19 protein-coding genes and 1 pseudogene are annotated in these 22,199 nt (G+C 61.6%); 12 read left to right on the top strand and 8 right to left on the bottom strand.

What is annotated here, in order from left to right; translation table 11 throughout:
• Positions 1-64 precede the first annotated feature (64 nt).
• The 3 genes from B9A12_RS11565 to cobD all read left to right on the top strand — a co-directional run bounded on the left by B9A12_RS11565 (position 65) and on the right by cobD (position 3,952).
• Positions 65-1,627 (top strand): cobyric acid synthase, encoded by a 1,563-nt coding sequence (locus B9A12_RS11565; protein ID WP_245802433.1) that lies wholly within the window; start codon positions 65-67, stop codon positions 1,625-1,627.
• A 141-nt stretch (positions 1,628-1,768) separates the two neighbouring features.
• Positions 1,769-2,767, top strand: a complete 999-nt coding sequence (gene cbiB / locus B9A12_RS11560) for an adenosylcobinamide-phosphate synthase CbiB (RefSeq protein ID WP_084058057.1) — start codon at positions 1,769-1,771, stop codon at positions 2,765-2,767.
• A 57-nt stretch (positions 2,768-2,824) separates the two neighbouring features.
• Complete coding sequence (gene cobD, locus B9A12_RS11555; protein ID WP_170920557.1) at positions 2,825-3,952, top strand: threonine-phosphate decarboxylase CobD; 1,128 nt, start codon at positions 2,825-2,827, stop codon at positions 3,950-3,952.
• 52 nt (positions 3,953-4,004) lie between these two features.
• Here cobD and B9A12_RS11550 read toward each other — a convergent pair whose 3' ends face one another.
• From B9A12_RS11550 to B9A12_RS11525, 6 genes and pseudogenes are all read right to left on the bottom strand, one after another.
• Positions 4,005-4,664, bottom strand: a complete 660-nt coding sequence (locus B9A12_RS11550) for a hypothetical protein (protein ID WP_084058055.1) — start codon at positions 4,662-4,664, stop codon at positions 4,005-4,007.
• Between the two features lie 99 nt (positions 4,665-4,763).
• Positions 4,764-5,343 (bottom strand): annotated as a pseudogene (locus tag B9A12_RS11545) (transposase).
• Positions 5,344-5,468: 125 nt separating this feature from the next.
• The gene (locus B9A12_RS11540) at positions 5,469-5,732 is read right to left on the bottom strand and encodes a cytoplasmic protein (RefSeq protein WP_084058054.1); all 264 of its coding nucleotides are present in this window, start codon (positions 5,730-5,732) and stop codon (positions 5,469-5,471) included.
• Between the two features lie 105 nt (positions 5,733-5,837).
• Entirely contained in the window at positions 5,838-7,178 is a 1,341-nt protein-coding gene (locus B9A12_RS11535) for an inositol-3-phosphate synthase (RefSeq protein WP_084058053.1), read from the bottom strand.
• A gap of 113 nt (positions 7,179-7,291) precedes the next feature.
• Positions 7,292-7,819: a methylated-DNA--[protein]-cysteine S-methyltransferase gene (locus B9A12_RS11530; RefSeq protein WP_084058052.1), complete on the bottom strand. Its 528-nt coding sequence runs from the start codon at positions 7,817-7,819 to the stop codon at positions 7,292-7,294.
• Positions 7,820-7,822: 3 nt separating this feature from the next.
• The gene (locus tag B9A12_RS11525) at positions 7,823-8,473 is read right to left on the bottom strand and encodes an MBL fold metallo-hydrolase (RefSeq protein WP_084058051.1); all 651 of its coding nucleotides are present in this window, start codon (positions 8,471-8,473) and stop codon (positions 7,823-7,825) included.
• 96 nt (positions 8,474-8,569) lie between these two features.
• Between B9A12_RS11525 and B9A12_RS11520 the strand changes: the two genes are divergently transcribed.
• From B9A12_RS11520 to B9A12_RS11495, 6 genes are all read left to right on the top strand, one after another.
• Entirely contained in the window at positions 8,570-9,439 is an 870-nt protein-coding gene (locus B9A12_RS11520; protein ID WP_084058050.1) for a 50S ribosomal protein L11 methyltransferase, read from the top strand.
• Positions 9,440-9,843: 404 nt separating this feature from the next.
• Positions 9,844-11,025 (top strand): acyl-CoA dehydrogenase family protein, encoded by a 1,182-nt coding sequence (locus B9A12_RS11515; RefSeq protein WP_084058049.1) that lies wholly within the window; start codon positions 9,844-9,846, stop codon positions 11,023-11,025.
• A gap of 155 nt (positions 11,026-11,180) precedes the next feature.
• Positions 11,181-11,963 (top strand): enoyl-CoA hydratase, encoded by a 783-nt coding sequence (locus tag B9A12_RS11510; RefSeq protein ID WP_084058048.1) that lies wholly within the window; start codon positions 11,181-11,183, stop codon positions 11,961-11,963.
• A gap of 42 nt (positions 11,964-12,005) precedes the next feature.
• Positions 12,006-13,607: a carboxyl transferase domain-containing protein gene (locus B9A12_RS11505; RefSeq protein ID WP_084058047.1), complete on the top strand. Its 1,602-nt coding sequence runs from the start codon at positions 12,006-12,008 to the stop codon at positions 13,605-13,607.
• A 231-nt stretch (positions 13,608-13,838) separates the two neighbouring features.
• A complete protein-coding gene (locus B9A12_RS11500) occupies positions 13,839-14,858 on the top strand; it encodes a beta/alpha barrel domain-containing protein (RefSeq protein WP_084058046.1) in 1,020 nt (339 codons plus the stop codon).
• Positions 14,859-15,378: 520 nt separating this feature from the next.
• The gene (locus B9A12_RS11495; RefSeq protein ID WP_084058045.1) at positions 15,379-16,335 is read left to right on the top strand and encodes a hypothetical protein; all 957 of its coding nucleotides are present in this window, start codon (positions 15,379-15,381) and stop codon (positions 16,333-16,335) included.
• A 208-nt stretch (positions 16,336-16,543) separates the two neighbouring features.
• On the opposite strand, the gene B9A12_RS11490 is transcribed toward B9A12_RS11495, so the two are convergent.
• Both B9A12_RS11490 and B9A12_RS11485 read right to left on the bottom strand, forming a co-directional pair.
• Positions 16,544-17,149, bottom strand: a complete 606-nt coding sequence (locus B9A12_RS11490) for a hypothetical protein (RefSeq protein ID WP_084058044.1) — start codon at positions 17,147-17,149, stop codon at positions 16,544-16,546.
• Positions 17,150-17,525: 376 nt separating this feature from the next.
• Positions 17,526-18,215 (bottom strand): TIGR04211 family SH3 domain-containing protein, encoded by a 690-nt coding sequence (locus tag B9A12_RS11485; RefSeq protein ID WP_170920556.1) that lies wholly within the window; start codon positions 18,213-18,215, stop codon positions 17,526-17,528.
• 332 nt (positions 18,216-18,547) lie between these two features.
• Here B9A12_RS11485 and dnaK point away from each other — a divergent pair, with 332 nt between their 5' ends.
• The 3 genes from dnaK (at position 18,548) to B9A12_RS11470 (ending at position 22,140) form a co-directional block, all read left to right on the top strand.
• Complete coding sequence (dnaK, locus tag B9A12_RS11480) at positions 18,548-20,443, top strand: molecular chaperone DnaK (RefSeq protein ID WP_084058042.1); 1,896 nt, start codon at positions 18,548-18,550, stop codon at positions 20,441-20,443.
• A 160-nt stretch (positions 20,444-20,603) separates the two neighbouring features.
• Positions 20,604-21,575: a DnaJ C-terminal domain-containing protein gene (locus tag B9A12_RS11475; RefSeq protein WP_084058041.1), complete on the top strand. Its 972-nt coding sequence runs from the start codon at positions 20,604-20,606 to the stop codon at positions 21,573-21,575.
• Between the two features lie 232 nt (positions 21,576-21,807).
• Positions 21,808-22,140 (top strand): chaperone modulator CbpM, encoded by a 333-nt coding sequence (locus B9A12_RS11470; protein WP_212636916.1) that lies wholly within the window; start codon positions 21,808-21,810, stop codon positions 22,138-22,140.
• The last annotated feature ends 59 nt before the right edge of the window (positions 22,141-22,199 follow it).

The raw sequence follows: 22,199 nt of genomic DNA, 5'->3' as shown, positions 1-22,199 counted from the left end.
TGGATCCACGGGATGGCCTGTGCTACTCTCCCCGCCTTATGGGAGATCCAGAGAAAAGGTGACGATGATGGTCAAAAGACGCGCCAGGACCCTCATGTTCCTGGGCACCGGATCCGATGTGGGCAAAAGCGTCCTGGCCGCGGCCTTCTGCCGCATCTTCAAGCAGGACGGCTTGCGGGTGGCTCCCTTCAAGGCCCAGAACATGGCCCTCAATTCCTACATCACGCCGGAGGGGGGCGAAATGGGCCGCGCCCAGGTGGTGCAGGCGGAAGCGGCCGGGATCGAGCCCCACGTGGACATGAACCCCATCCTACTCAAGCCCACCTCCACCATGGGATCTCAGGTGATCGTGCTGGGAAAGGCCGTGGGAAACCTTTCGGCCAAGGACTACTACGCCACCAAAAAACGATTGGTTCCCGTGGTGCGGGAGGCCTTCGAGCGGCTTTCGAAACGCTACGACATCGTGGTGTTGGAAGGGGCGGGAAGCGCCGTGGAGCTCAACCTGAAAGAGCACGACCTGGTCAACCTGGCCATGGCCAGGATGGCCCGGGCGCCTTCCATCCTGGTGGGAGACATCGACCGGGGCGGGATCTTCGCCGCCCTGCTGGGCTCCTATATGCTCATGGACCCGGACGAGCAGGACCTCCTCGCCGGCTTCATGGTGAACAAGCTTCGGGGGGATCCGGATCTGTTCACATCGGGGGTGGATATCTTGGAGGCGCGCTCCGGAAAGCCCGTGCTGGGGGTGGTGCCCCATTTCGACCACATCGCCCTTCCCGAAGAGGACAGTGTGGCGCTGGGCCGGCGCATGGGCCGGAGGTCGCCGGCAGATTCCGACGGCAAGCTCGCTCTCGGCGTGGTGCGCCTACCCTTCCTTTCCAACTATACCGATTTCGACTGCTTTGAACACGATCCGGGAGTGGAACTGGCCTACTTCGACCAGCCCGGGGATGTGTTCCGCTTCGACGCGGTGGTGCTTCCCGGGAGCAAGAACACCCTGGAGGATATGCTGGCTCTGGAACGCAGCGGCATGGCCGATGCCGTTCGAGCCTACTTCAAGGCCGGCGGCGTGGTGGTGGGGATTTGCGGCGGCTACCAGATGCTGGGGGAACGGATCACCGATCCGCACGGAGTGGAAAGCCGTGTTCGGGAAACGCCCGGTCTGGGCCTCCTTCCCATGGCCACGGAGATGGCCTGGGAAAAGGTGACGACCCAGGTCATGGCCCGCCTCCACCCGGACAACCGGTTGGGAGGGCGGGATCTTTCCCCATCGAAGCTCTTGCATGGCTACGAAATCCACATGGGGCGCAGTCGTCCCCTGGCGGAAGGGGTACGCGCGTGCTTTCGAATCCTTTCCCGAAACGGACGGGACGTTTCCACCGCCGATGCCGATGACGGCCTGTCTTCGACCGACGGCCGGGTTTGGGGGACCTACATCCACGGGATTTTTGACAACGACGCTTTCCGCCGGGCCTTCCTTTCCTTCCTGGAGGAAAGAAGCCACAAGCGGGCCCGGCCGGAAATTGTCAACTACGGCCGCTGGAAGGAGGCGCAGTACGATCTTCTGGCCGACCATGTGCGAAGCCACTGCGATATGGAGCGCATCTATCGGATCGTGGGAATCTGAGCAAAAGGCGCAAGGAAGAATGTTGGCCGGCAACCCGTAGAACTCTGCTTGGCGGATGCCTGTCACGGGTTCAGGCTTTCATCGGTTGTCAGGACGTGCTTTCGGGATGCAAGTTGAGCTGGACGGTGGAGTGGAGGGGCCATGACCTTTTCGGTATCTCATGTGCTGACCGCCTACGTGGCGGATCTCCTGCTGGGCGATCCTCCGAGCTGGCCGCACCCGGTACGCTGGATCGGACGGCTCATCGAAAAGGCCGAAGGTGTCTTCTACCTGGATAGCGAGCGCAAGAGCGGTTTTTCCACGGTCCTGGAGCCGGATGGGGCCTCGGATGGGAGGCTCCGCGTCCTGGGGATCGCCTTCTGGATGGCCGTCCTCGGGGCCGTGGGCGCCGTGGTGACGGGGGCCCTTCTGGTGTGCCACCTGATCCACCCTTTTCCCGCCGCCTTGCTGGGAGTTTGGATCGCCTACACGTGTCTGGCCACACGGAGCCTCTACGATGAATCCGCTGCGGTGGCCCGGGCCCTGAGCGCCGGCAGGCTACAGGAGGCCCGGCGGCTCCTGTCGCGCATCGTCAGCCGGGACACGGGCCATCTGGACGAAGAAGGCATCTGGCGGGCCCTGGTGGAAACGGTTTCCGAGAACCTTTCCGACGGGGTGGTGGCGCCCCTTTTCTACCTGGCCCTGGCCGGGCCCGTGGGGGCGGTTGTCTACAAGACGGTCAACACCCTGGATTCCATGGTGGGATACAACAACGAACGTTATCGGGACTTCGGGTGGTTTTCCGCCCGTATGGACGATCTCTTCAACTATGTTCCAGCAAGACTTACCGCCGTGCTCCTCCTGGCGGCGGGAACCCTGTGGGGATTGGATCTGCGCCGCGGGTGGGCGGTTTTGAAGCGGGACGCCCGAAAGCACAAGAGTCCCAACGCGGGTTTTCCGGAAGCGGCGGTGGCGGGCCTGCTGGGCGTGCAACTGGGAGGCCCGGGGGTCTATTTCGGCCGGGCGGTTGAGAAGCCCTCGCTGGGAGACCCCCTTACGGTGCCGGACGAAAGGGCTTTCCGCCACACGACGCGCCTTCTTTTTACTGTTTCGGCCGCGGCGGCCTTTCTGGCCGCCCTGGCGCGGGCGTTGTGGGGGTGATGGCCGATGGGGCGGCCCCGGAACCCGGGCCGCCATGGGGCGAGGAGCGGATGGAAGATGGAAAGGATTCACGGCGGAAACGTCTACGAAACGGCTCGGCGCCTGGGATGCGCTCCGGAGGACGTGTTGGATTTCAGTGCCAGCATCAATCCCCTGGGCCCGCCTCCGGGCTTGCTGGACGCGCTGGTGGCCGCCTACGGGCGTCTTCAGCACTATCCGGACATCCATAACCGCATCCTGGTGGACGCTCTGGCACGGCGCCACGGTGTGGCTCCCCAACAGGTGGTGGTGGGCAACGGATCCACGGAGCTCATCTACGCCCTTCCCAGGGTTCTTCACGTTTCCCGGGTCCTCACGGCGCTTCCCACCTTCACCGAGTACGTGCGGGCCTTTACCGTGAGCGGGGTGGCCGTGGCAAGATGCCAGGCACACTGGGATAACGGGCTGCAGCCCACGGCCGACCAGCTCTTGGAGTGCCTGGATCGGGACCGGCCCCAGGCGTTGCTGGTGACCCACCCGGGAAGCCCGTCGGGGACCCTCCTTTCCCGGTCCATGCGGGCATGGCTGGTGGACGAGACCCGGCGGCGGGGCATGGCCCTGGTGGTGGATGAGGTCTTCATCGACTTTTGTGAAGAGGCCTCCTTCCTCCCACACCTGGAAGACCATCCGCGGATGGTTCTCATTCGGTCCATGACGAAATTTTACGGCATTCCGGGACTTCGGCTGGGATACCTGCTGGCTTCCCCGGAGATCTCGGCGGCAACCGCCCGGCACCTGCCCCCGTGGTCCGTCAACACGCTGGCCCAGGTGGCGGGCGCCTACTGCTTGGGCCAGGAAGACTACCGAAGGGAAACCCTGGAGCTGGTCAACGGGGAGCGGGACCGCCTGAAAGGGGAGCTGGAACACAGGGGTGGTTTTTCGGTGCTTCCCGGCCGGGCCAACTACCTTCTGGTTCGCTTGCACGAGACATTGCCCGATTCCTTGGCCCTCCAAGACGCCCTGCTTCGCCGGGACCGACTCCTCATCCGCGAATGTGCTTCCTTCGACGGGTTGACTTCCCGCGACTTTCGGATCGCCGTGCGCCTTCCCGGTCAAAACGATCGGCTCCTGGACGCTCTGGCCCGCTGGGTCCAGGCGGAGTCAAAAGGCGAAAAACGCTCGGGTCTTTCCCTGTACCTAAATTGAGCGATTCCAATGCACGCACGGTCTAATGAACTGGGCACCATTCCAAGAGAGCCTATTGGGGCGGTCCAGTGTCCATTCGAACGATGATGGGCGCGTCCGGTCGATAGCGCTTGCGAATTCTGGCTACCGCGTGGTGAACCATCTTCTCGACCGTATCGCCGTTGTTGCTATGTGCATCTCCACGGCGAAACGCCGCATCGATCACGAATTGGCGCCAGGTCATCTGCAAGGGCTGAAATTCCTTGACGCGTTTGTAGGTGGGTCTGACGCCGTGGCGCACCTTGGCCTCGTCATTGTCCATGACCATGGTGTCGATGCCCAAAATGACTACATCGGGCGCTTCTAGCTTGAGGCGCCACAAAAACAACCGTTGTAAAAGGTGTCGGAACAGGTAGATGCGCGGCCACCAGAAAGAGCGAAAGAAACGCTTCACACTGTGGGAAGAAAGCATGCTGGCGGCCTCGCTCTCTATGACGGCGGCATAGCCCGCATCCTTGGCCAACGTGTCAAAGAAGACCAGATGTCGACTGGTACCATCCAAGAAAAAACACAACACCTGTTTGAAAATCTCTGTGACCGGTTGTCCCTTGCGGCTGCGACGCATGGAGCCGAAAAAAGTATCAATCTGCGGGAAGATCTGGATGTTGCGAAGATAGCGGAAAAACAGACTCAAACCACCCCGCCCGGTGATCGTCTCCTTGGTCACTTCCACGCCATCGATTGTCGCTTTACTAATCGTTCTTTTGGGTTAAAAGTATGCAGCGACACATCTGCCGTGATATAGTCTTATGGATAGGCGCAATTTCACCGATTAAGAATCGATCGAATTCGGTCGCATTTGCCATGGTCCCCTCGTTTCCGTTGGCAGGGCGCAAGGATTCTCTCGGTCGAAGGGCCAGCGTACAGGGTTGTTGAGGATATATTGGCTAGTAGGGGCACGGCGCCGCCGTGCCCCTACTGTTCAGGGATTCCTCATCACGGATAATGTGCTCGTAATAGTTGCGTTGCCACACAACACCCCCCGATGTGCCCTGCAGGCCGTTGATCCGCTGGGTAACGGCGGATTTGAAGGCACGGATGATTGTGGGGATGGAACCGGGCACCGGTTTGCCGAATTGTTCCACGGTAGGGGCACGGCGCCGCCGTGCCCCTACATCATCCACAATCCAAATGATGCCATGGATGTGGTTGGGCATCACCACGAATTCGTCTTCATGCAACACCACATACGGCCGTACCTGAGCGGTTTTGAACCATTCCGCGCGGACGATTTTCCCATAGGCGTTCAGCCGCATTTCGCCGTCCACGATGTGGCCGAACAAACACGCCCGGTCCTGGGTAACGATGGTGACGAAATAGGCGCCCGCCTTACCGGCCTGGCCCTGCCGCAATAGGGGCGGGCTCCGAACCCGCCCCTATCAAGGCTGTCTGAGAGCTCAAAAAAAGACCACATGGCACAGAGGAAGGGCAACGGGTCAGAAAGCCCCAAAAGGCCGGAAGACCCTTGTCGGGCAGGCTAAGGGTGTTCCTTCTCTTCTTTGAGGAAATAGGCGTGGTATTCGTTGTCGGACAGATGCTTTCGCATGAGTTCCGAAAGCAGATCAAAGAGGCTTTCCATCTCCGAATGGGAGAGCCGGGGCAGGAGCATCTTCAACAGGTCGTCGTCGGAGAATTTTTGCAGGTAGACCATCAGGGTCTTTTCGTCCACGTCGCGGGAAAAGCCGAAGGCTACCATGCCGTCGTAATCTTCCACGAACCGATGGGAATGTTTGGGTGGCATCGATCCCTCCTCTAAGGGCGCCCAGCTTGCAGGCGGAAAAAGCGTCGGCGGGCGCCCGAAGCGACGCCCGCCGCCCGACACAGCGCACTCAAGCCGCATGAACCGTTACTTTTCACCCAGATAGTAGTCCAGCCCGAAGTGGGTGATCTGCTCTTCACCCATGAGGTAGCGCAGGGTGTTTTTGAGCTTCATGAGCTGGATGAAAAGGTCGTGTTCCGGGTAGAGACCTTCCTTGTGCATGGGGCTTTTGAAGTAGAAGGAGAGCCATTCCTGGATGCCGTGCAGGCCGATGCGCTGGGCCAGATCGGTGAAGAGCACCAGGTCCAGGCAGATGGGAGCTGCCAGGATGCTGTCCCGGCACTGGAAATCCACCTTGATCTGCATGGGGTAGCCCAGCCAGCCGAAGATGTCGATGCAGTCCCAGCCTTCCTTGTTGTCTCCCCGGGGCGGGTAATAGTTGATGGTCACCTTGTGGTAGTAATTCTTGTAGAGGTTGGGGTAGAGTTGGGGTTGCAGGATGTATTCCAGCACCGACAGCTTGCTCTCTTCTTTGGTCTTGAAGGAGTCCTTGTCGTCCAGAACCAGGCCGTCCCGGTTTCCCAGGATGTTGGTGGAGTACCAGCCCTCCAGACCCAGCATGCGGGCCTTGAGGCCGGGGGCCAGGATGGTTTTCATGAGGGTCTGGCCCGTCTTGAAGTCCTTGCCCGCGATGGGCATGTGCTTTTCCCTGGCCAGTTCTACGAGGGCCGGGATGTCCACGGTCAGGTTCGGCGCCCCGTTGATGTAGGGGATCCCGCTTTCCAGGGCCGCCAGGGCATAGAGCATGCTCGGAGCGATGCGCGGATCGTTGGCGTCCACCGCCTTCTGGAACGCTTCCAGGCTCAAGTGCGGTTCTTCCGGCTTGAGGTGGACTTCCGTGCTGCCGCACCAGATCATGACACAGCGATCCAGGCCGTTTTCTTCCTTGAAACGGGCGATGTCTTCCTTGACCGCCTCCACGTGCGCCCGCAGATCGGTGCCGGGTTTCACGTGGTTGCCGTCCAGATTCTTCACGAACCGCCGGTCGAAGACGGCCGGCATGGGCCGGATGGTTTCCAAAAAGTCCTTGATGGGATCCAGGTGATCCCGTTGGAGCACCTTGGCAAACGAGGCGGCTTCGTAAGCGTTGGCCTCGTAGATGTCCCAACCTCCGAAGACCAGGTCTTCCAGCGAGGCCAGGGGGACGAAGTCCTTGATGCGCGGGATTCGGTATTCGTCGCGTTTGCCCAGTCGGATGGTGCCCATTTGGGTGAGAGAGCCGATGGGTTCCGCCAGTCCGCGCCGGATGGCTTCCACGCCTGCCATGAAGGTGGTGCTGACGGCTCCCCCCACACCGGGAATGAGGACCCCCAATTTGCCTTTGGGAGATGGGATCTGTTCCTTTCTTTTCAGCTGTCTTTCTTCCAAGGTTGTCCTCCGTATCTTGGCGATGTGAAAATCCGTCCGATTCCTCTAGCCATCTGCTTTTTCCATGTTGGAAGAAACGCCTCCATCCCTATACGAGCCGGTCACAAAGGGTGTCAAGCAAAAGCCCCCTCCAGGCGAAGCAGCCGCTTCTTGATGTCCAAGCCGCTGGAAAACCCGCCCAGGCCGCTTCGGGCCACCACCCGATGGCAGGGCACCAGGATGGGGATGGGGTTGCGCCCGCAGGCCTGCCCCACGGCCCGCACCGCCTTGGGCCGGCCCATGGCCTGGGCCACCTCTTGGTAGGTGCGGGTGGCCCCGTAGGGAATGCGGCGCAATTGGCGCCACACCTCTCGTTGGAAGGCCGTGCCGCCCGGGAAATCCACCGGCACGGTGGGATGGCCTCTTTTGCCCTCGAAGTAGTCTTGAAGCTGCGTGCTCAGGGCCTGGAGGTGTTCGTTGGGACCTTCCCACAGGGTGCGGCCTTCCAGGAAAGGCTCGATCTCCGACCGGAACCGTTCCAACAGTTCCGCTGTGGCGAGCGGGGGCCGAACGAACTGAAGGCGGCAAACACCCCTTGGGGTGGCCACGGCAAGGATGATCCCCAGAGGCGTTGACAGTGACTGCGCCCAAACGCCGCCCATGGCCTATTCCTCGTCCAGAATAAAATCGGTGATGTAGGGGTTGTGTTGCATCTCGTGGGCCACCGTGGAGGTGGGCGCGTCCCCGTAATCGTGCCCCGGCCAGACGATGGTTTCCGGCGGCAGTTGGATGATTTTTCGAAGCGATTGGAGCAGCTGATCGAAGGAGGCGCCCGGCAGATCGGTTCGCCCCACGGCCCCCACAAAGAGGGTGTCGCCCGTAAAGAGGTTGCCGTCGATCAGAAGGCAGCAGGCCCCCGGTGTGTGGCCCGGGGTGTGGATGAAGCGCAGCGTGAGATTGCCGAAGGTGAGTGCGTCCCCGTCCTGAATGCGGATATCCGCCGGAGGCGAGATGGGAAAGCCCATGGCCCGTGCAAACGCCTGGTTTTCCGGACGCTGAAAAAAATCGTCATCCAGAGCGTGCAAGACGATGGGCGCTCCCAAAAGTTCCTTCATACGCGCGTTTCCGCAGGTGTGGTCTGCGTGGCCGTGCGTGTTGACAATGTAGCGGCAAGCGGCTTTATTGGCCTGAACGAGGGCCGCCAGTTCGTCTTCGTTCCCGGCGGGGTCGATGAGAATGGCATCGCCCGTGTCCTCGTCAAGGACCAGATAGCAAAAGACTTCCATGAGGCCGACCGGTTTCTGAATGATCTTCATGGTGGGTTCCTCCGCACCTATCGGCTCGCCCGGTGACCGGGCATCCCAGAAAATGGATCCTTCCTGAAACATTCCGAAGCCACAGGATACACCAAAATGGCCCAAGAAAAGCACAATGTCAAAAGATCCAAGCCCGTTTCGACCGCCTTGTCCGGGCGGCGCCCCAGGCGGTTGTATGTCCTGGAATGGCGCGGAAAGGGCTCGGCGAAAAACCTTCGTCGCCTGCCCGGCTATCTGGGGGCCTGGCCGGAGCCTCCCTACACCTATCTCTTTTTCGAAGAAAGCCCCACGGATGAAACACGCCGGGCGGTGGAAGACGCTTTTTGCGGGAAGATGACCGGCGAATACGACCTGGATTTCCATCAATGGCAGCAGGTCCGGCCTGCTTCCTTGCGGGTCGGCTCCTTTCTCATCACGGCCGAACCGCCGGGCACCCCCTGGGACGAAGACCACCATCCCATCGTGCTCACCCCGGGTTTGGTCTTCGGAACCGGGGTGCATCCCACCACCCGAGCCTGCCTGCTCTTGCTGGAAAGGATCTATGGGGAGCGGGTTTTTGAAGACGTGGTGGACTTGGGTACCGGCACGGGCGTGCTGGCGGTGGCGGCCGCCCGGCTGGGAGCGCGCCGGATCGTGGCTCTGGACGCCAACCCCATGGCGGTTCGAGAGGCGGCGGTCAACGCGGCCCGGAACGATCTCCAAGGGACGGTCTTTCCCGTGGCGGGTCGGGATCTGGAGGCCGTGGGTGCCTTCGGGGATCTGCTCCTCATGAACCTGGAATGGCCGAGCCTCAAGGGGGTGCTGGCCCAGGGCGCCTGGCGGCGCTTTTCTCTCGTCCTGGCCGCCGGATTTCTTTCCAGCCAATACCGGGAGTTCTTGGAACGGCTTCCCGCCGGCTTTCGGGTTCGGGATCGCCTGGCGGTGGACGGCTGGGAGGCCGTGGCGGCGTGTCGTACCGGTCCATGAAACAACGTTTCAAAACAGAAGCAGGTTCGTTGTTGACAAACATTTTGCAATCTCCTACAAAAATCGGGACAGGGTTTCCCATATCGCAAACGATCCCGCATCCGATCTGCTCCATGCTGATTCACATCTCGTGCTCTGCGACCGAAAGCGCGATCTCCTCGTGGCGGCGGGAATCTTCCCTTAAAGGCTCACGCACATGCTCCGGTTGACTGACGCCAAGACGTGCCCGTACCTGTGTTTATTTGACGTCGTCCTTAGGTGAAAGAGGCCGCGTCCTGTTTGTGGCAAACGGGAGCGGCCTTTTCTGCTTCTGCATCACGGTTCGATCCGCACTTCAAGGTTCCCGGGAGGGGTCGGGGAGGCACGTGGGCCGACCGGCCGCCCGAAAAGCGAAGGAGGAAGCGATGGATTTCCAGCTGAGTGAAGAACAACGCATGATGAAGGAGATGGTCCACAAGTGGTCGGTCAACGAGCTGGGGCCGATCCAGGAAAAGATCGACGACGAGGACTGGTTTCCTCCTGACTTTTTCAAAAAGTGCGCGGAAATCGGCATCCTGGGCATCACCATCGACGAAAAGTACGGCGGCCTGGGAGGCGATGTGCTCATGCAGACCCTGGCCGTGGAGGAAATGAGCCGGATCTGCCCGGGGCTGGCCATGACCTACGCGGCCCATTCCAACCTGTGCATGAACAACATCCACAAGAACGCCAGTGAGTTCCTGAAGGAAAAGTACCTGCCGCCCATGGTGGCCGGGGAGAAGATCGGGGCCCTGGGCCTGACGGAGCCCAACGCCGGGTCCGACGCCATGAGCCTGCGCACCCGGGCGGAAAAGAAGGGCGACAAGTACATCCTGAACGGCACCAAGATGTTCATCACCAACGGACCCATTGCGGACGTGCTGTTGGTCTATGCCAAGACGGCCCCGGAAAAAGGGGCCAAGGGCATCAGCGCCTTCATCGTGGAAAAGGATTTTCCCGGATTCTCCGTGTCGAGAAAGCTCAAAAAATGTGGCATGCGCGGCTCCCCCACGGGCGAGCTGGTCTTTGAGGACTGTGAAGTGCCGGCCGAAAACCTGGTGGGCCAGGAAAACATGGGCGTCCACGTGATGACCAGCGGCCTGGATATCGAACGGATCGTCTTGGCGGGGGGATCCGTGGGCATGGCCCAGCAGGCCCTGGATTATTCAGTGCGCTATGCCGCCGAGCGGGAACAGTTCGGTCAAGCCATCGGCAACTTCCAGATGATCCAACAGAAGCTGGCGGACATGTTCGCCCGCACGGAAGCGGCCCGCCTCCTGGTCTACCGGGCCGCTGAGATGGCTCAGCACGCGCCCCGGGGCGGCAAGGGAACGGAACTGACCAAGCAGGCGGCGGCGGCGATCCTCTTTGCCTCGGAAGCGGCCACCTGGGTGTGCAATCAGGCCGTCCAGATCCACGGCGGCTACGGCTACTGCCTGGAATTTCCCGTGCAGAAGCTGTGGCGGGACGCCAAGCTCTATGAGATCGGCGCCGGTACCAGCGAGATCCGGCGCATCATCGTGGCCCGCGAGCTTCTCCGGGAAGCCTTCGCCCGCGCCGGAAAGTGACGATGCCAAGACAACGGCTTTCGGATCACGGCCCATCTCCCCCCCTTGCGGGCTCCCTTCGAAAGGGGGGGACTCAAAACCGGAAAACAGCGTGATCCCATGCGCCAAGGCGCATGGCGGATCAGCACAACGGTTGACGGACCACGGAGGCGCTCATGGAACAGCAGGTGGTCTTGGAAGAACGAAAAGGGCAGGTGGCGATTCTCACCTTGAATCGCCCGGAAGTGATGAATTCCTTCAATTTTGCCATGTTGCGCGGCCTGCACGAAAAGGTGGAATCCCTGCGCTTCGACAACGACGTGCGGGTGGTCATCATCACGGGAGCGGGGCAAAAGGCGTTCTGCGCCGGGGCGGACCTGAAAGAGCGGGCCACGTTGAGTGAAACGCAGGTGAAGGAATTCATCTTCACCATCCGCAACCTCTTTACCCACATCGAAGAGCTTCCCAAGCCGGTGATCGCGGCGGTGAACGGGATCGCCCTGGGGGGCGGTACGGAGCTGGCCCTGGCCTGCGACATCCGCATCGCCTCCGCCACGGCCAGCATGGGACTCACCGAAACGCGACTTGCCATCATCCCGGGAGCGGGCGGCACCCAGCGGCTGCCGCGCCTGGTGGGACGGGGCAAGGCCAAGGAGTTGATCTTCACGGGCCGGCGCGTGGGTGCGGAAGAGGCCTTGAACATCGGGCTGGTCAACCAGGTGGCGGAGCCGGAGAAGCTTCTGGACGCCTGCCTGGAGATGGCGGCCATGATCTGTGAGACGGGCCCCATCGCCATCCAGCAGGCCAAGTACGCCATCAATTACGGTCTGGAGACCGATCTCCACACGGGTCTTGCCATCGAGTCCAACGCCTACTGGATCACCATCCCCACGGAGGATCGTCTGGAGGGGCTGGCGGCTTTCCGGGAGAAGAGAAAGCCCGTCTACAAGGGCAAATAGACGCTCCGGCCCCATCGGGGATACCAGGGAAAGGGTGATGCCATGAGTGATGCACGAGCGCAGAACAGGGCTTTTTGGGAAAACGAAGAGCTGAAACTGGATGAGCGGGTCTACCATGCCATGTGGCCCGGGGGGGAGGCGGCCGTGCAGCGGCTGGCCAAACAGGGCAAACAGCCCGTGCGCCAGCTGATCCAGAAACTGATCGATCCGGGGACGGAATTCTACGAATTGAGCCGACTGGCGGGATTCGGGATGCATTATCCCGGCGTGGAGGATGTGCCCTGCGGCGGGATCGTGACGGGTCTGGGCAAAATCTATGGCAACTGGACCATGATCATCGCCAACGACAGCCGGGTCAAGGCCGGGACCTACTTCCCCATCACCTTGAAAAAACACATGCGGGCCCAGGCCATCGCCGAACGATGCGGGCTCAACTGCGTCTACATCGCGGACTCGGGAGGCGCCTTTCTTCCCATGCAGGCGGACGTCTTCCCCGACGACGGCCATTTCGGGTCCATGTTCTACAACATGGCCCGCATGTCGGCCAAGGGCCTCAAGCAGATCACCTTGAGCACGGGCGGGAACACCGCCGGGGGGGCCTACATCGTCTTCATGGCCTGTCAGGCGGTGATGATCGAGCGCATGGCCTATTCCTTTCTAGGCGGCCCCCCGTTGGTGAAGGCGGCCACCGGGGAGGTGATCTCGGCCGAAGACCTGGGCGGGGCTCGGGTGCATACCCAGATCTCGGGCGGTGCCGATCATTTCTGCCGGAGCCAGGATGAGGCCGTGGAAAAGGTGCGCGAAATCCTGTCCCTGGAGCGGCCCCAGGAGCTGCAGACCCATCGTTACGCCGAATCGCCGCCCCAGATCCCGGTGGAGACCCTCTACGAAGAGCTGCCGGCCAAGATCCACCAGGGCATCCATGTGCGAAATGTCATCCGCGCCATCGCCGACGACAGCCATTTCATTGAGTACAAGAAAAATTACGCGCCGGGCCGCGGGGACAACATCGTCACGGGGAAAATCCGCCTCAAGGGCATTCCCGTGGGCATCATCGCCTCCAACGGGCTGGGGATCATCTTCGTGGAGGCGGCCCGCAAGGCCACGGAGTGGATCGTGCGGTGTTGCCAGGAAAAGACGCCGCTTCTCTTCATCCAGAGCTCGCCCGGTTACATGGTGGGTTCGGAATCGGAGCACATGGGGATCGGCAAATACGGCGCCGACATGGTGCGGGCGGTCTCCTGTGCCCAGGTGCCGCGGATCCAGCTGGTGATCGGCCCCGATAACGGCGCGGCCAACTACGGCATGTGCGGGCGCGCCTACCGGCCCCACTTCCTCTTTTCCACCATGCGGGCGCGCACCTCGGTCATGAGCGGCCGGTCGGCGGCTGAGGTGCTTTTGAGCATTGAAGAGCGCAAGCGGGAGGCCAAGGGCAATCCCATGAGCGAAGGGGAAAAGCAGGCCTTTCGCCAGCAGATGATCGAAAAGTACGACGGGGAGGCCCACCCGTTCTTTTGCGGGGCTCGGCTTCTCAACGATCGCGTGCTCAAATTCCGGGAGATCCGGGACTGGCTGGCCATGGCCTTCGAGGTGAGCCTGCTCAAACCCATCGAGGGACCGGCCTTCGGCAACCTGCGATTCTAAGCGGGATCCGACCCGAGGGGTGACGCATGGGTGCAGAGCGGGCACCGTCGTTGCCGGACATGGACGGACGGCGGGTGACGGACCAAAGCTTCCAGCCCATGGTGTCCGGCAGATCCCCACCTGATCACCCTTGAGGTCTTTCCCTGAGGCTTACAGCGTGTGAAACCGCCTCACATGCCGCCCAACGGAAGCAGCACAAGCGCCAATCCCAACACTCAAGGAGGACAGATCATGTCAGGTCTCCAGTATCCCAAGAAGGTCGTGCTGGGCGACATCACGGTTCGAGACGGCTTCCAGCATGAAGAAAAGTTCATCCCCACGGACGCCAAGCTCTGGCTTGCGGAACAGCTGGTGTTGGCCGGCTTCAAACGGGTGGAATTGACCAACTTCGGCAATCCCAGGGGCATGCCCCAGTTCAAGGACGCCGATGAGCTGCTCCAAAGATTCCGAAGCAGCAAGAAGATCGCCCACCTGGTCAAGGACGTGGAGGTGACGGCCATCACCATCCGCGAAAAGGCGGCCGATAGGGCCATCCAGGCTCGCAAGGAGGGCTATGGACCCGACCGGATCCTTTTCATGGTTTCCACCAGCGAATCGCACCACAGGAAGAATTCGGGCCTTTCCCTGGCCGAGTACTGGAAGATGTGTGAAGAATACATCCCCAAGGCCCATGAGGTGGGCATCAAGGTGTGCGGCACGGTGAGCACCATCTGGGGATGCCCCATCGAAGGGCCCACGGAGCTCAAAAAGGCGGTGGAATTCACCAAGCGATGGCTCGACATCGGCGCCGACGACATCGAACATGCGGACCATGACGGTTCGGCCCCACCCAACCGGGTCTACGATTACTTTTCCATGATTCTGGACGAAATACCGGATCCCACCAAACACATCGCCCACTTCCATGTGACCCGGGGCTGGGGCCTGGCCAACGTGCTGGCCGCCCTGCAAGCCGGCATCACCCACTACGAAGGCACCCTGGGCGGCATCGGCGGGCAGCCGGCCAACTTCGTGGATGGGGTCCCCGTGGCAGGAACCGGGTCGTACTACTATGCGGACCCTTCCATCGTGGGCCTGGTGTGCATGGAAGACATGGTGGTCATGATGGACGAGATGGGCATCGACACCGGGGTGGACGTGGACAAGGTGCTGGATATCGGCCGCTGGGTGGAAAGGATCGTCGGCCGCCGGCTCCGTTCCGAGTGTGTGCGCACGGGGCGAATTCCCAAGTCCATGACCGGCCGCGGGTAGGCTCGCATCCCCGATCTGTTGATTGGGAAAGGCCCAACCGTCGCCCGCGGCGCTCTTTTTGCCGTCTTGTCCGAAAAATCGCGGGGGATGAGTCCACTACTGGGAGCGCAGCCCTTGGGGGCTGCGCCATGAACCCCGGACATGGCATGGGCCATCGGATTTCTAACTAGTTGAAATCCCATTGTGCCATGAGGTTTTGTTGAGTTCTCAGGCATCCTTGTGGGGGCGGGTTCGGAACCCGCCCCTATCTGCTCGCCTGGCCGGCACACGGCTCCCCCCCGCCTGGTCGCCCCAAACCTTCCCTCCACAGAAAAAGGGAGGAACCTGGCCGTTCCGGGACATGTTCCCAATGGATGGAGCGGATGCGTCGCTTCGTGCTGCCGTTCGTCCCCCTGCACCCCTGGACGGGCACCTCCAGTGTTCCTATAACGACTCACGCCGCTTGCTGTCCGGCCCGGGCCCATTATATAGTGCTCCAAGCAAGGCTGAATCGAAGACGGGGTGTGCGACAGGGGGGACCATGGAATACGGTATCCGGCGTTATGAATCGTCGCAGCGGTTGGGGTGGTTCCTGTTTTTCCTGGTGGCCTTGGCGGGCGGTATACCGGCGCGCGGACTCATCCGAGCCTGGATGGGCGGGGTGGGTTTTTCCGCTGCCACGGTCAATGCCGAGAGCGTCAAGCAGGCGGGCTTCTGGTTCCAGCTGCCGTGGGTGGAAAAGGGCTTTGCCGGCCCCATCCTGCTCTTTCTCTTCGGTGTCCTGCTGTCGTTTCTCGTGCTTCGCGCCCTGTGGCTGATGTTGCAGGCCATGGGCACCTTCGCGGCGGCCCGGTCCCTGGCCGAACACCTGGGGGAGCTACCTCGGCATCCCAAACCGGACAGCGGCTGGATCCTGGAAAGCCCTGATCGAATCCTTCCGGTGGATCGGCTGGAACGGGCGGCATGTCGTCTGCCCTTTTCCTTCTTCTCCCTGGCCCATAAGCGGCTAAGGCTGCTCCTTTCCGGGTCTCAAGGGGTTCCATCCTCCGATGAAATGATGCACCGGGAGCAGCGGCTGGAGGGCGTGGACTGGCATCTTACGGTCTCGTCCTGGGAGCCTTTTCGATGGATCGCCCGCTTTCTTCCCCTGGTCGGTCTGGTCCAATCCGGTTGGATCTTCTTTCTCCATCTGCAACCGGTGATTCAGGGAACGGGGGAGCTGGGGGATGTGGTCGTGGTGGGTGCTCTCAGCCTGCTGCCCTTCGTCCAGGCCGCGGCGGCGGCCATCGTTTTCGGGCTGGGTGCCGGGCTGCTTTCCCGTTTGGAAAACTATCACCTCACGCGCCTGGATGGGCTCCTCTACGATCAACTGCTGGCCCGATTGCCGCTGCACAATGCGGACACGCTTCTGCTCCTCAGGACCCTCCAGAACCAGTTCGAAGAGCTGCAACGGGGGTTGAAGCGTATCGAGCAGGCCCTCAAGGCCCCTTCGCGCTGAGCCCCCACCCCAATCCATCCACGTGTTCCGGCACCAAGCGGGCTAGGCGCCCATCACTTCCCCACTGAGGGCGGGAAACTTTGGGGCCCCCAGAAATCCCGCCCACCGGGTGGGGCCACGTTCCAGCCCACCAATTTCTCCCCCTCAATGCCCCCCTCCCCGAACTCCTCCACCAGGGATGGGGAACTTTTAGACACCCATCATGCTCCTAGTGCCGTATTTCCGGGGTGGAATCTTCGATGGGCAGAATGCCCGCTTCCCGGAGAAGCCTGCGATCCCGGGGGCTCCGGGTTCTCAGCCAGCGCTCGTAGATGCGCAGAATGTCCCCGGAACGCTGCGTTCCCGCTGCCTCGCTGATCTCGGCGAACATATCCACCACCTGCAGGAAACGCTCGCTCAGCTCTTCAAAGACTCCCTCCAGGCCCCAGTCCACGATGCGAAGAGCCAGAAGCGATTCCAGGTTCTTGTAGGCGGTCCTGCCGATGGTCGCGTAGTAGTCGATGTCCACCAGGCTTCTCTGGAAACTGTCGGAAAAGAATCCGGAAAGAAAGAGGGTCGTGTCGCCGATGCCTCGAAGAATGCGAGCGCGTTTTTCACTGCTTGTGCCTTGGCTTTCCAGCAGCACCTGCCCGAAGCCCTTGTCCCGATCACCCCATTCGGGCTCCAGAAGAGCCTTGGCCTGGGTGTAGCGGGAAAGGAGATCCACCAGATAGAACCGGGCCAGCTCCGAAATGTCCACTTCCAGCTGAGCGGCCGTCTCTTCCACGGCCTCCTTGAAATATTCCGGTAAACTCCGCGTTTCCAGCCGTGTCATAAGGGACCTCCTCTTGCGCTCTCCATCTTCCGCCGGCCTCCAGGACGGAGGCGGTAAACCCCTTTTAGTTATTTCATCGGATCCGGGCGGTGTGGGCTTGAGAGGCGGGCCGTATCTCACGCCGCACACCGGCACCGCGTCATGATTGGATTTCGGGGTGTTCAAGGAACGCCTGGCGGTTCATGGGGCCCTGAGGGCACCTGAAGAGGATTGGGGGAGTCGAATCTCCCTTGGTTATTATGCCAACGATGGAGGACACCTTTCAAGAGGAGGAGCTGTGCGGAAAGGCAATGGGGGCGATGGGCCAAAAAACATCACATGGCACAGTTGAATTGCATTTGTCAGAAAGGCCAAGGGGCTGGGGTCGGACAAACTCCTAGCCGAAGTAGGTGGGGCGCCTCTTTTTCCTGGCGCGGCCCATCAGCAGACCGATGATCCAGCCGCAAAGAAGGACCAGGGCCCCGGTGGCGAACCATTTGATGTTGTGGGAAAAACGCAGGGTCTCGTTTTCGTTGGCCAGTTTTTTGAGCGTGGCCTGGCTTTCGGCCAGAGCCTGCTGGAGCTTTTCGTGTTCTTCCTTGAGTCTCAGGTAATCGGCCGCCCCTTCCTTGAGTTCCGCATACTTTTTTTGGAGCGCTTCCAGTTCCTGGGTCGTCTTCTCCAAGGCTTCTGTCAGCTCCTTTTCCCTGGACTGCAGACGGTCCCATTCCGATGCGCTTCCGGCCAGGTTGGCTTTGAGCGTGCTGTTTTCTTCTTGCAGCTTTTGGACCTGTTTTTCCCACGGGAGCCGGTTGATGAGAAAACGGCTCAGGACCCAGCCCGTCTTGCCGGCGCCGGGACCGTCTTGCACCTGCACTTCACTCCAGCCTTCCTGGGTCTGCAGCACCCGCACGGCCTGCCCCGATTCCAGCATGGCCAGGATCTTGTGGGATGTGCTGGGGCCGCTGCGTAGAGTGATCTTAAAAGAATCGGTCACATAAGCGCCCATGGCCGACCGCGGCACCAGGGCGACTTCCGCCATGGCGAGCAACAAAATCGCAAACACCCAGGTCCAATGCCGTATCACCCGGTCCCCCTTCCCAAGTCTGCCCGAGGCTGAGGTTGAAATCTTCGATTCCGCCCCATGAAGGCGCAGCGGATTCGACTCCATTTGGAGCCGGATTATAAGGGCGAGGATCGAGTCGGGCAAGGAAAAGCCGTGGAAGGCTGCTGGAAAGCCCGGAAAAGGCTTCCACCTTGCATCCACCCGGCTGCTGGTGCCCCACGCCGGAGGGGCGCATCGGCCAAAAGATACAAAAATGTCTCACGGGTCTGGACCGAACGGGAAAGGTGATTAACTTTTGGCTGAACGCAACACGATGAAATCGTTTGAGTAAATCATATATGGAGGTGAAAACCATGGCCAAGGCAGTGGGTATCGATTTGGGTACCACCAACTCGGTGGTGGCTGTGTATGAAAACGGCAAGGCGACCGTCATCGCCAATGCGGAAGGATCCCGCACCACCCCTTCGGTGGTGGCCTACATGGAAGACGGCCAGAGGCTGGTGGGCCAGGTGGCCCGGCGCCAGGCCATCTTGAATCCCCAGGCCACGGTGGCGTCGGCCAAGCGCTTCATCGGGCGGCGCTGGAATGAGGTGGAAGAGGAATCCAAGATCGTCTCCTACAAGGTGGTGAAGGGACCCAGCGACGCGGTGCGCTTCGACATCCGCGGAAAACTCATCGCTCCGGAAGAAGTGTCGGCCCAGGTGCTACGCAAGCTGGCCGAAGACGCTTCCAAGTACCTGGGAGAAAAGGTGACGGAGGCCGTGATCACGGTGCCGGCCTACTTCAACGACGCGCAGCGACAGGCCACCAAGCAAGCAGGCGAGATCGCCGGCCTCAAGGTGCTCCGTATCATCAATGAGCCCACGGCGGCCGCGTTGGCCTACGGACTGGAAAAGAAGAAGAACGAAACCATCTTGGTCTTCGATCTGGGTGGGGGCACCTTCGACGTGTCCATCCTGGACGTGGGCGACGGGGTTTGCGAGGTGCGCGCCACGGCGGGCGACACCCATCTGGGAGGCGATGACTTCGATAAGCGGATCGTGGATTGGCTGGCCCAGGAGTTCCAAAAGGATACGGGAATCGACCTGAGAAAAGACCGCCAGGCCCTGCAGCGCCTTTACGAGGCGGCCGAAAAGGCCAAGTGCGAGCTTTCGAGCACCTCGGAAACGGAAATCAACCTGCCGTTCATCACGGCGGACGCCACGGGTCCCAAGCACCTGGTCATGAAGCTCACCCGGGCCAAGTTCGAAGCCCTGACCCAGGATCTGGTGGAGCGGTGCATGGGGCCGGTGAAGCAAGCCCTGGCGGATGCCAAGCTCACGGCCGACGATATCGATGAGGTCATCCTGGTGGGCGGTTCGACGCGCATTCCGGCTGTCCAGGCGTTGGTCAAGAGGCTCACCGGCGGAAAGCAACCCAACATGAGTGTCAATCCCGATGAGGTGGTGGCGGTGGGAGCCGCCATCCAGGCCGGAATCATCAAGGGGGATGTGGACGACGTGCTGCTTTTGGATGTGACGCCTCTTTCCCTGGGCGTGGAAACCCTGGGCGGCGTCATGACCAAGCTCATCGAACGCAACACCACCATCCCGTGCCGCCGGGAGGAGATCTTTTCCACCGCGGAAGACAACCAGACGGCCGTGGACATCGTGGTGCTCCAGGGTGAGCGCGAGATGGCCAAGGACAACCGGGTGCTCGGCCGTTTCCGGCTGGAAGGCATCCGGCCGGCGCCTCGGGGCGTGCCCCAGATCAAGGTGACCTTCGACATCGACGCCAACGGCATCCTGAACGTGACGGCCCGCGACGAAGAGACGGGCAAGGAACAGAAGGTGACCATTTCCGATTCCACCAACCTGGATCAGACGGAAGTGGAACGGATGGTTCGCGACGCTCAGCAACACGCCGAAGAGGACAAGCGGCGGCGCGAAACGGTGGATGCCCGCAACCAGGTGGATTCGCTGGCGTACCAGCTGGAGCGGACCCTGAAGGATCTGGGCGACAAGGTGCCGATCCATGAAAAGGCCCGTTGCGAACAGCTGGTCGAGGAGGCCCGAAAGGCCGTGGCGGACGAAACGGCCACTAAGGAGCGCTACCAGCAATTGGCCGGCGACCTGCAGCAGGCACTGCACGGAGTGGCCGCCGCCGCTTACCAGCAGCAGGCAGGCACGACCGGCGGGGAGGAGCAGAGCGCGTCGGGGGCGGCCGGCGGCGGTGACGACGTGATCGACGCCGAGTATACTGAAAAGTAAGGCCGACGACCCTGCGACCTCCACAAGGTGCTCTCGGCCGGGGGGCCGTCCGACTTCCACGGGGCGCACCCACGTGCGCCCCGTCTTGTGAAGGGCTGGGGGCATCGCCCGCAAAAGATGCCCATCGGATCGCGGAATACGGAGCTAGAGGTGGAAGCGAATGGCGGTAAAATTTAAGGATTACTACGACATTCTAGGTGTCTCCAGGAAGGCCACCCAGGATGAGATCCAGCGGGCCTATCGGAAGCTGGCTCGAAAGTACCACCCGGACGTGAACAAAGACCCGGGCGCCGAAGAAAAGTTCAAGGAAGTCAACGAAGCCTACGAGGTGCTCAAGGACCCGGAAAAGCGCGCCAAGTACGATCAGCTGGGCAGCCATTGGCAGGCGGGCCAGGATTTCAGGCCGCCACCGGGCTGGGACGTGCACTTCGATTTCGGCGGCGGAACCGGTCAGGAAAATTTCTTCTGGTCCGGCAGTGGAGACTTCAGCGACTTTTTCGAGATGCTTTTCGGCCGTTCCGGGTTCGGCTGTCCGCGGGGCGGTGCCGGAGCCCAGCCCGGCGGCATGTGGCGCCAGCCGGGGGCGGACCGGGAAGCGGTTCTGAGGATCTCCCTGGAAGATGCCTATCACGGCGCCGTGAAGACCGTGACGCTGCCACCTGAGTTTTCCGGGCCGGGCGCTCCAACGCGTTCCGGAAAGACGCTGGAAGTGAAAATCCCCAAGGGAATCCTTCCCGGTCAAAAGATCCGCCTGGCCGGACAAGGGCAGGAAGGCATGGGAGGCGCACGTCCGGGGGATCTCTACCTGAAGGTGGAACTGGAGCCGCATCCGGTCTATCGGCTGGAGGGGAGGGACCTGTACATGGATCTTCCCATCACGCCGTGGGAAGCGGCCCTGGGGGCCGAAGTGCCGGTCAAGGCCCCGACCGGGACCTACTCGCTCAAGGTGCCCGCTGGCAGCCAGTCGGGGCAGAAGCTGAGGCTTCGGGGAAAAGGCATGCCCAACCCCAAGGGCGCCCCGGGAGATCTCTACGCCGTGTTGAAAATCGTGGTGCCCAAGCGTCTGACCAAGGAAGAAAAGGATCTCTTCCGCCGACTCGCCCAGGTGTCGCGGTTCGATCCGCGCGGTTAGATCGGCCCGGGTGTGCGGATGCAGCCGGACGGAAGCTTGGGGCTGCCGGCCGGGGCCGTGCCGCCGGCCTGGCGTTTTGCCAGTGGGGACGGGCTCTGAACCCTTCCCGAGAAGGCTGTCTGAGAATTCAGAAAGCACCACGGGGCCGGTGAGATTTCAACTGGTCAGAAAGCCATGAAGGGCCGTAGACCCCCTCTCGGACAGGCTCCAGCAGCCCAAGGAGGAGGACGCCATGCAGGAGAGCCGTTTTTACATGATCCGGATAACGGACGTGCCGCGATACGGTGGTGCCTTGAGCCTAATGGATCTGGCCGGTGAAACGGGAGTGCATCCGGAACTCATTCGCCGATTCGTGCACCTGGGACTGGTGGATCCTCTGGACGAGGCGCACCGAGAAGAGCTCTTTTTCGAGCCCTCCGCCGTCCATGTGGTGCGCAAGATCCTCCGGCTCCGCCGGGACCTGGGGATCAACTACGCGGGGATCGGTGTGGTGCTGGAACTCATGCATCGGGTGGAGCAGCTGGAGGCCCGCGTGCGGCAGCTGGAACGGCAGCTTTGGGGCTGAACGGAAGGCACCCCGGTCCCTGACGCACGGACCCCGAACCCCGCATCACAGATTACGGA

Origin of the sequence: Desulfacinum hydrothermale DSM 13146 (assembly GCF_900176285.1) — a bacterium.
GTDB lineage: Bacteria > Desulfobacterota > Syntrophobacteria > Syntrophobacterales > DSM-9756 > Desulfacinum > Desulfacinum hydrothermale.
This window is presented reverse-complemented; position numbering and strand designations above follow the sequence as displayed.

What these genes read in the sequence shown, in the direction of transcription:
- B9A12_RS11565 (WP_245802433.1), top strand. Translation starts at nt 65, where the DNA reads ATGATGGTCAAAAGACGCGCCAGGACCCTCATGTTCCTGGGCACCGGA.
- cbiB (WP_084058057.1), top strand. Translation starts at nt 1,769, where the DNA reads ATGACCTTTTCGGTATCTCATGTGCTGACCGCCTACGTGGCGGATCTC.
- cobD (WP_170920557.1), top strand. Translation starts at nt 2,825, where the DNA reads ATGGAAAGGATTCACGGCGGAAACGTCTACGAAACGGCTCGGCGCCTG.
- B9A12_RS11540 (WP_084058054.1), bottom strand. Translation starts at nt 5,732, where the DNA reads ATGCCACCCAAACATTCCCATCGGTTCGTGGAAGATTACGACGGCATG.
- B9A12_RS11530 (WP_084058052.1), bottom strand. Translation starts at nt 7,819, where the DNA reads ATGGGCGGCGTTTGGGCGCAGTCACTGTCAACGCCTCTGGGGATCATC.
- B9A12_RS11525 (WP_084058051.1), bottom strand. Translation starts at nt 8,473, where the DNA reads ATGAAGATCATTCAGAAACCGGTCGGCCTCATGGAAGTCTTTTGCTAT.
- B9A12_RS11520 (WP_084058050.1), top strand. Translation starts at nt 8,570, where the DNA reads ATGGCCCAAGAAAAGCACAATGTCAAAAGATCCAAGCCCGTTTCGACC.
- B9A12_RS11515 (WP_084058049.1), top strand. Translation starts at nt 9,844, where the DNA reads ATGGATTTCCAGCTGAGTGAAGAACAACGCATGATGAAGGAGATGGTC.
- B9A12_RS11510 (WP_084058048.1), top strand. Translation starts at nt 11,181, where the DNA reads ATGGAACAGCAGGTGGTCTTGGAAGAACGAAAAGGGCAGGTGGCGATT.
- B9A12_RS11505 (WP_084058047.1), top strand. Translation starts at nt 12,006, where the DNA reads ATGAGTGATGCACGAGCGCAGAACAGGGCTTTTTGGGAAAACGAAGAG.
- B9A12_RS11500 (WP_084058046.1), top strand. Translation starts at nt 13,839, where the DNA reads ATGTCAGGTCTCCAGTATCCCAAGAAGGTCGTGCTGGGCGACATCACG.
- B9A12_RS11495 (WP_084058045.1), top strand. Translation starts at nt 15,379, where the DNA reads ATGGAATACGGTATCCGGCGTTATGAATCGTCGCAGCGGTTGGGGTGG.
- B9A12_RS11490 (WP_084058044.1), bottom strand. Translation starts at nt 17,149, where the DNA reads ATGACACGGCTGGAAACGCGGAGTTTACCGGAATATTTCAAGGAGGCC.
- dnaK (WP_084058042.1), top strand. Translation starts at nt 18,548, where the DNA reads ATGGCCAAGGCAGTGGGTATCGATTTGGGTACCACCAACTCGGTGGTG.
- B9A12_RS11475 (WP_084058041.1), top strand. Translation starts at nt 20,604, where the DNA reads ATGGCGGTAAAATTTAAGGATTACTACGACATTCTAGGTGTCTCCAGG.
- B9A12_RS11470 (WP_212636916.1), top strand. Translation starts at nt 21,808, where the DNA reads ATGCAGGAGAGCCGTTTTTACATGATCCGGATAACGGACGTGCCGCGA.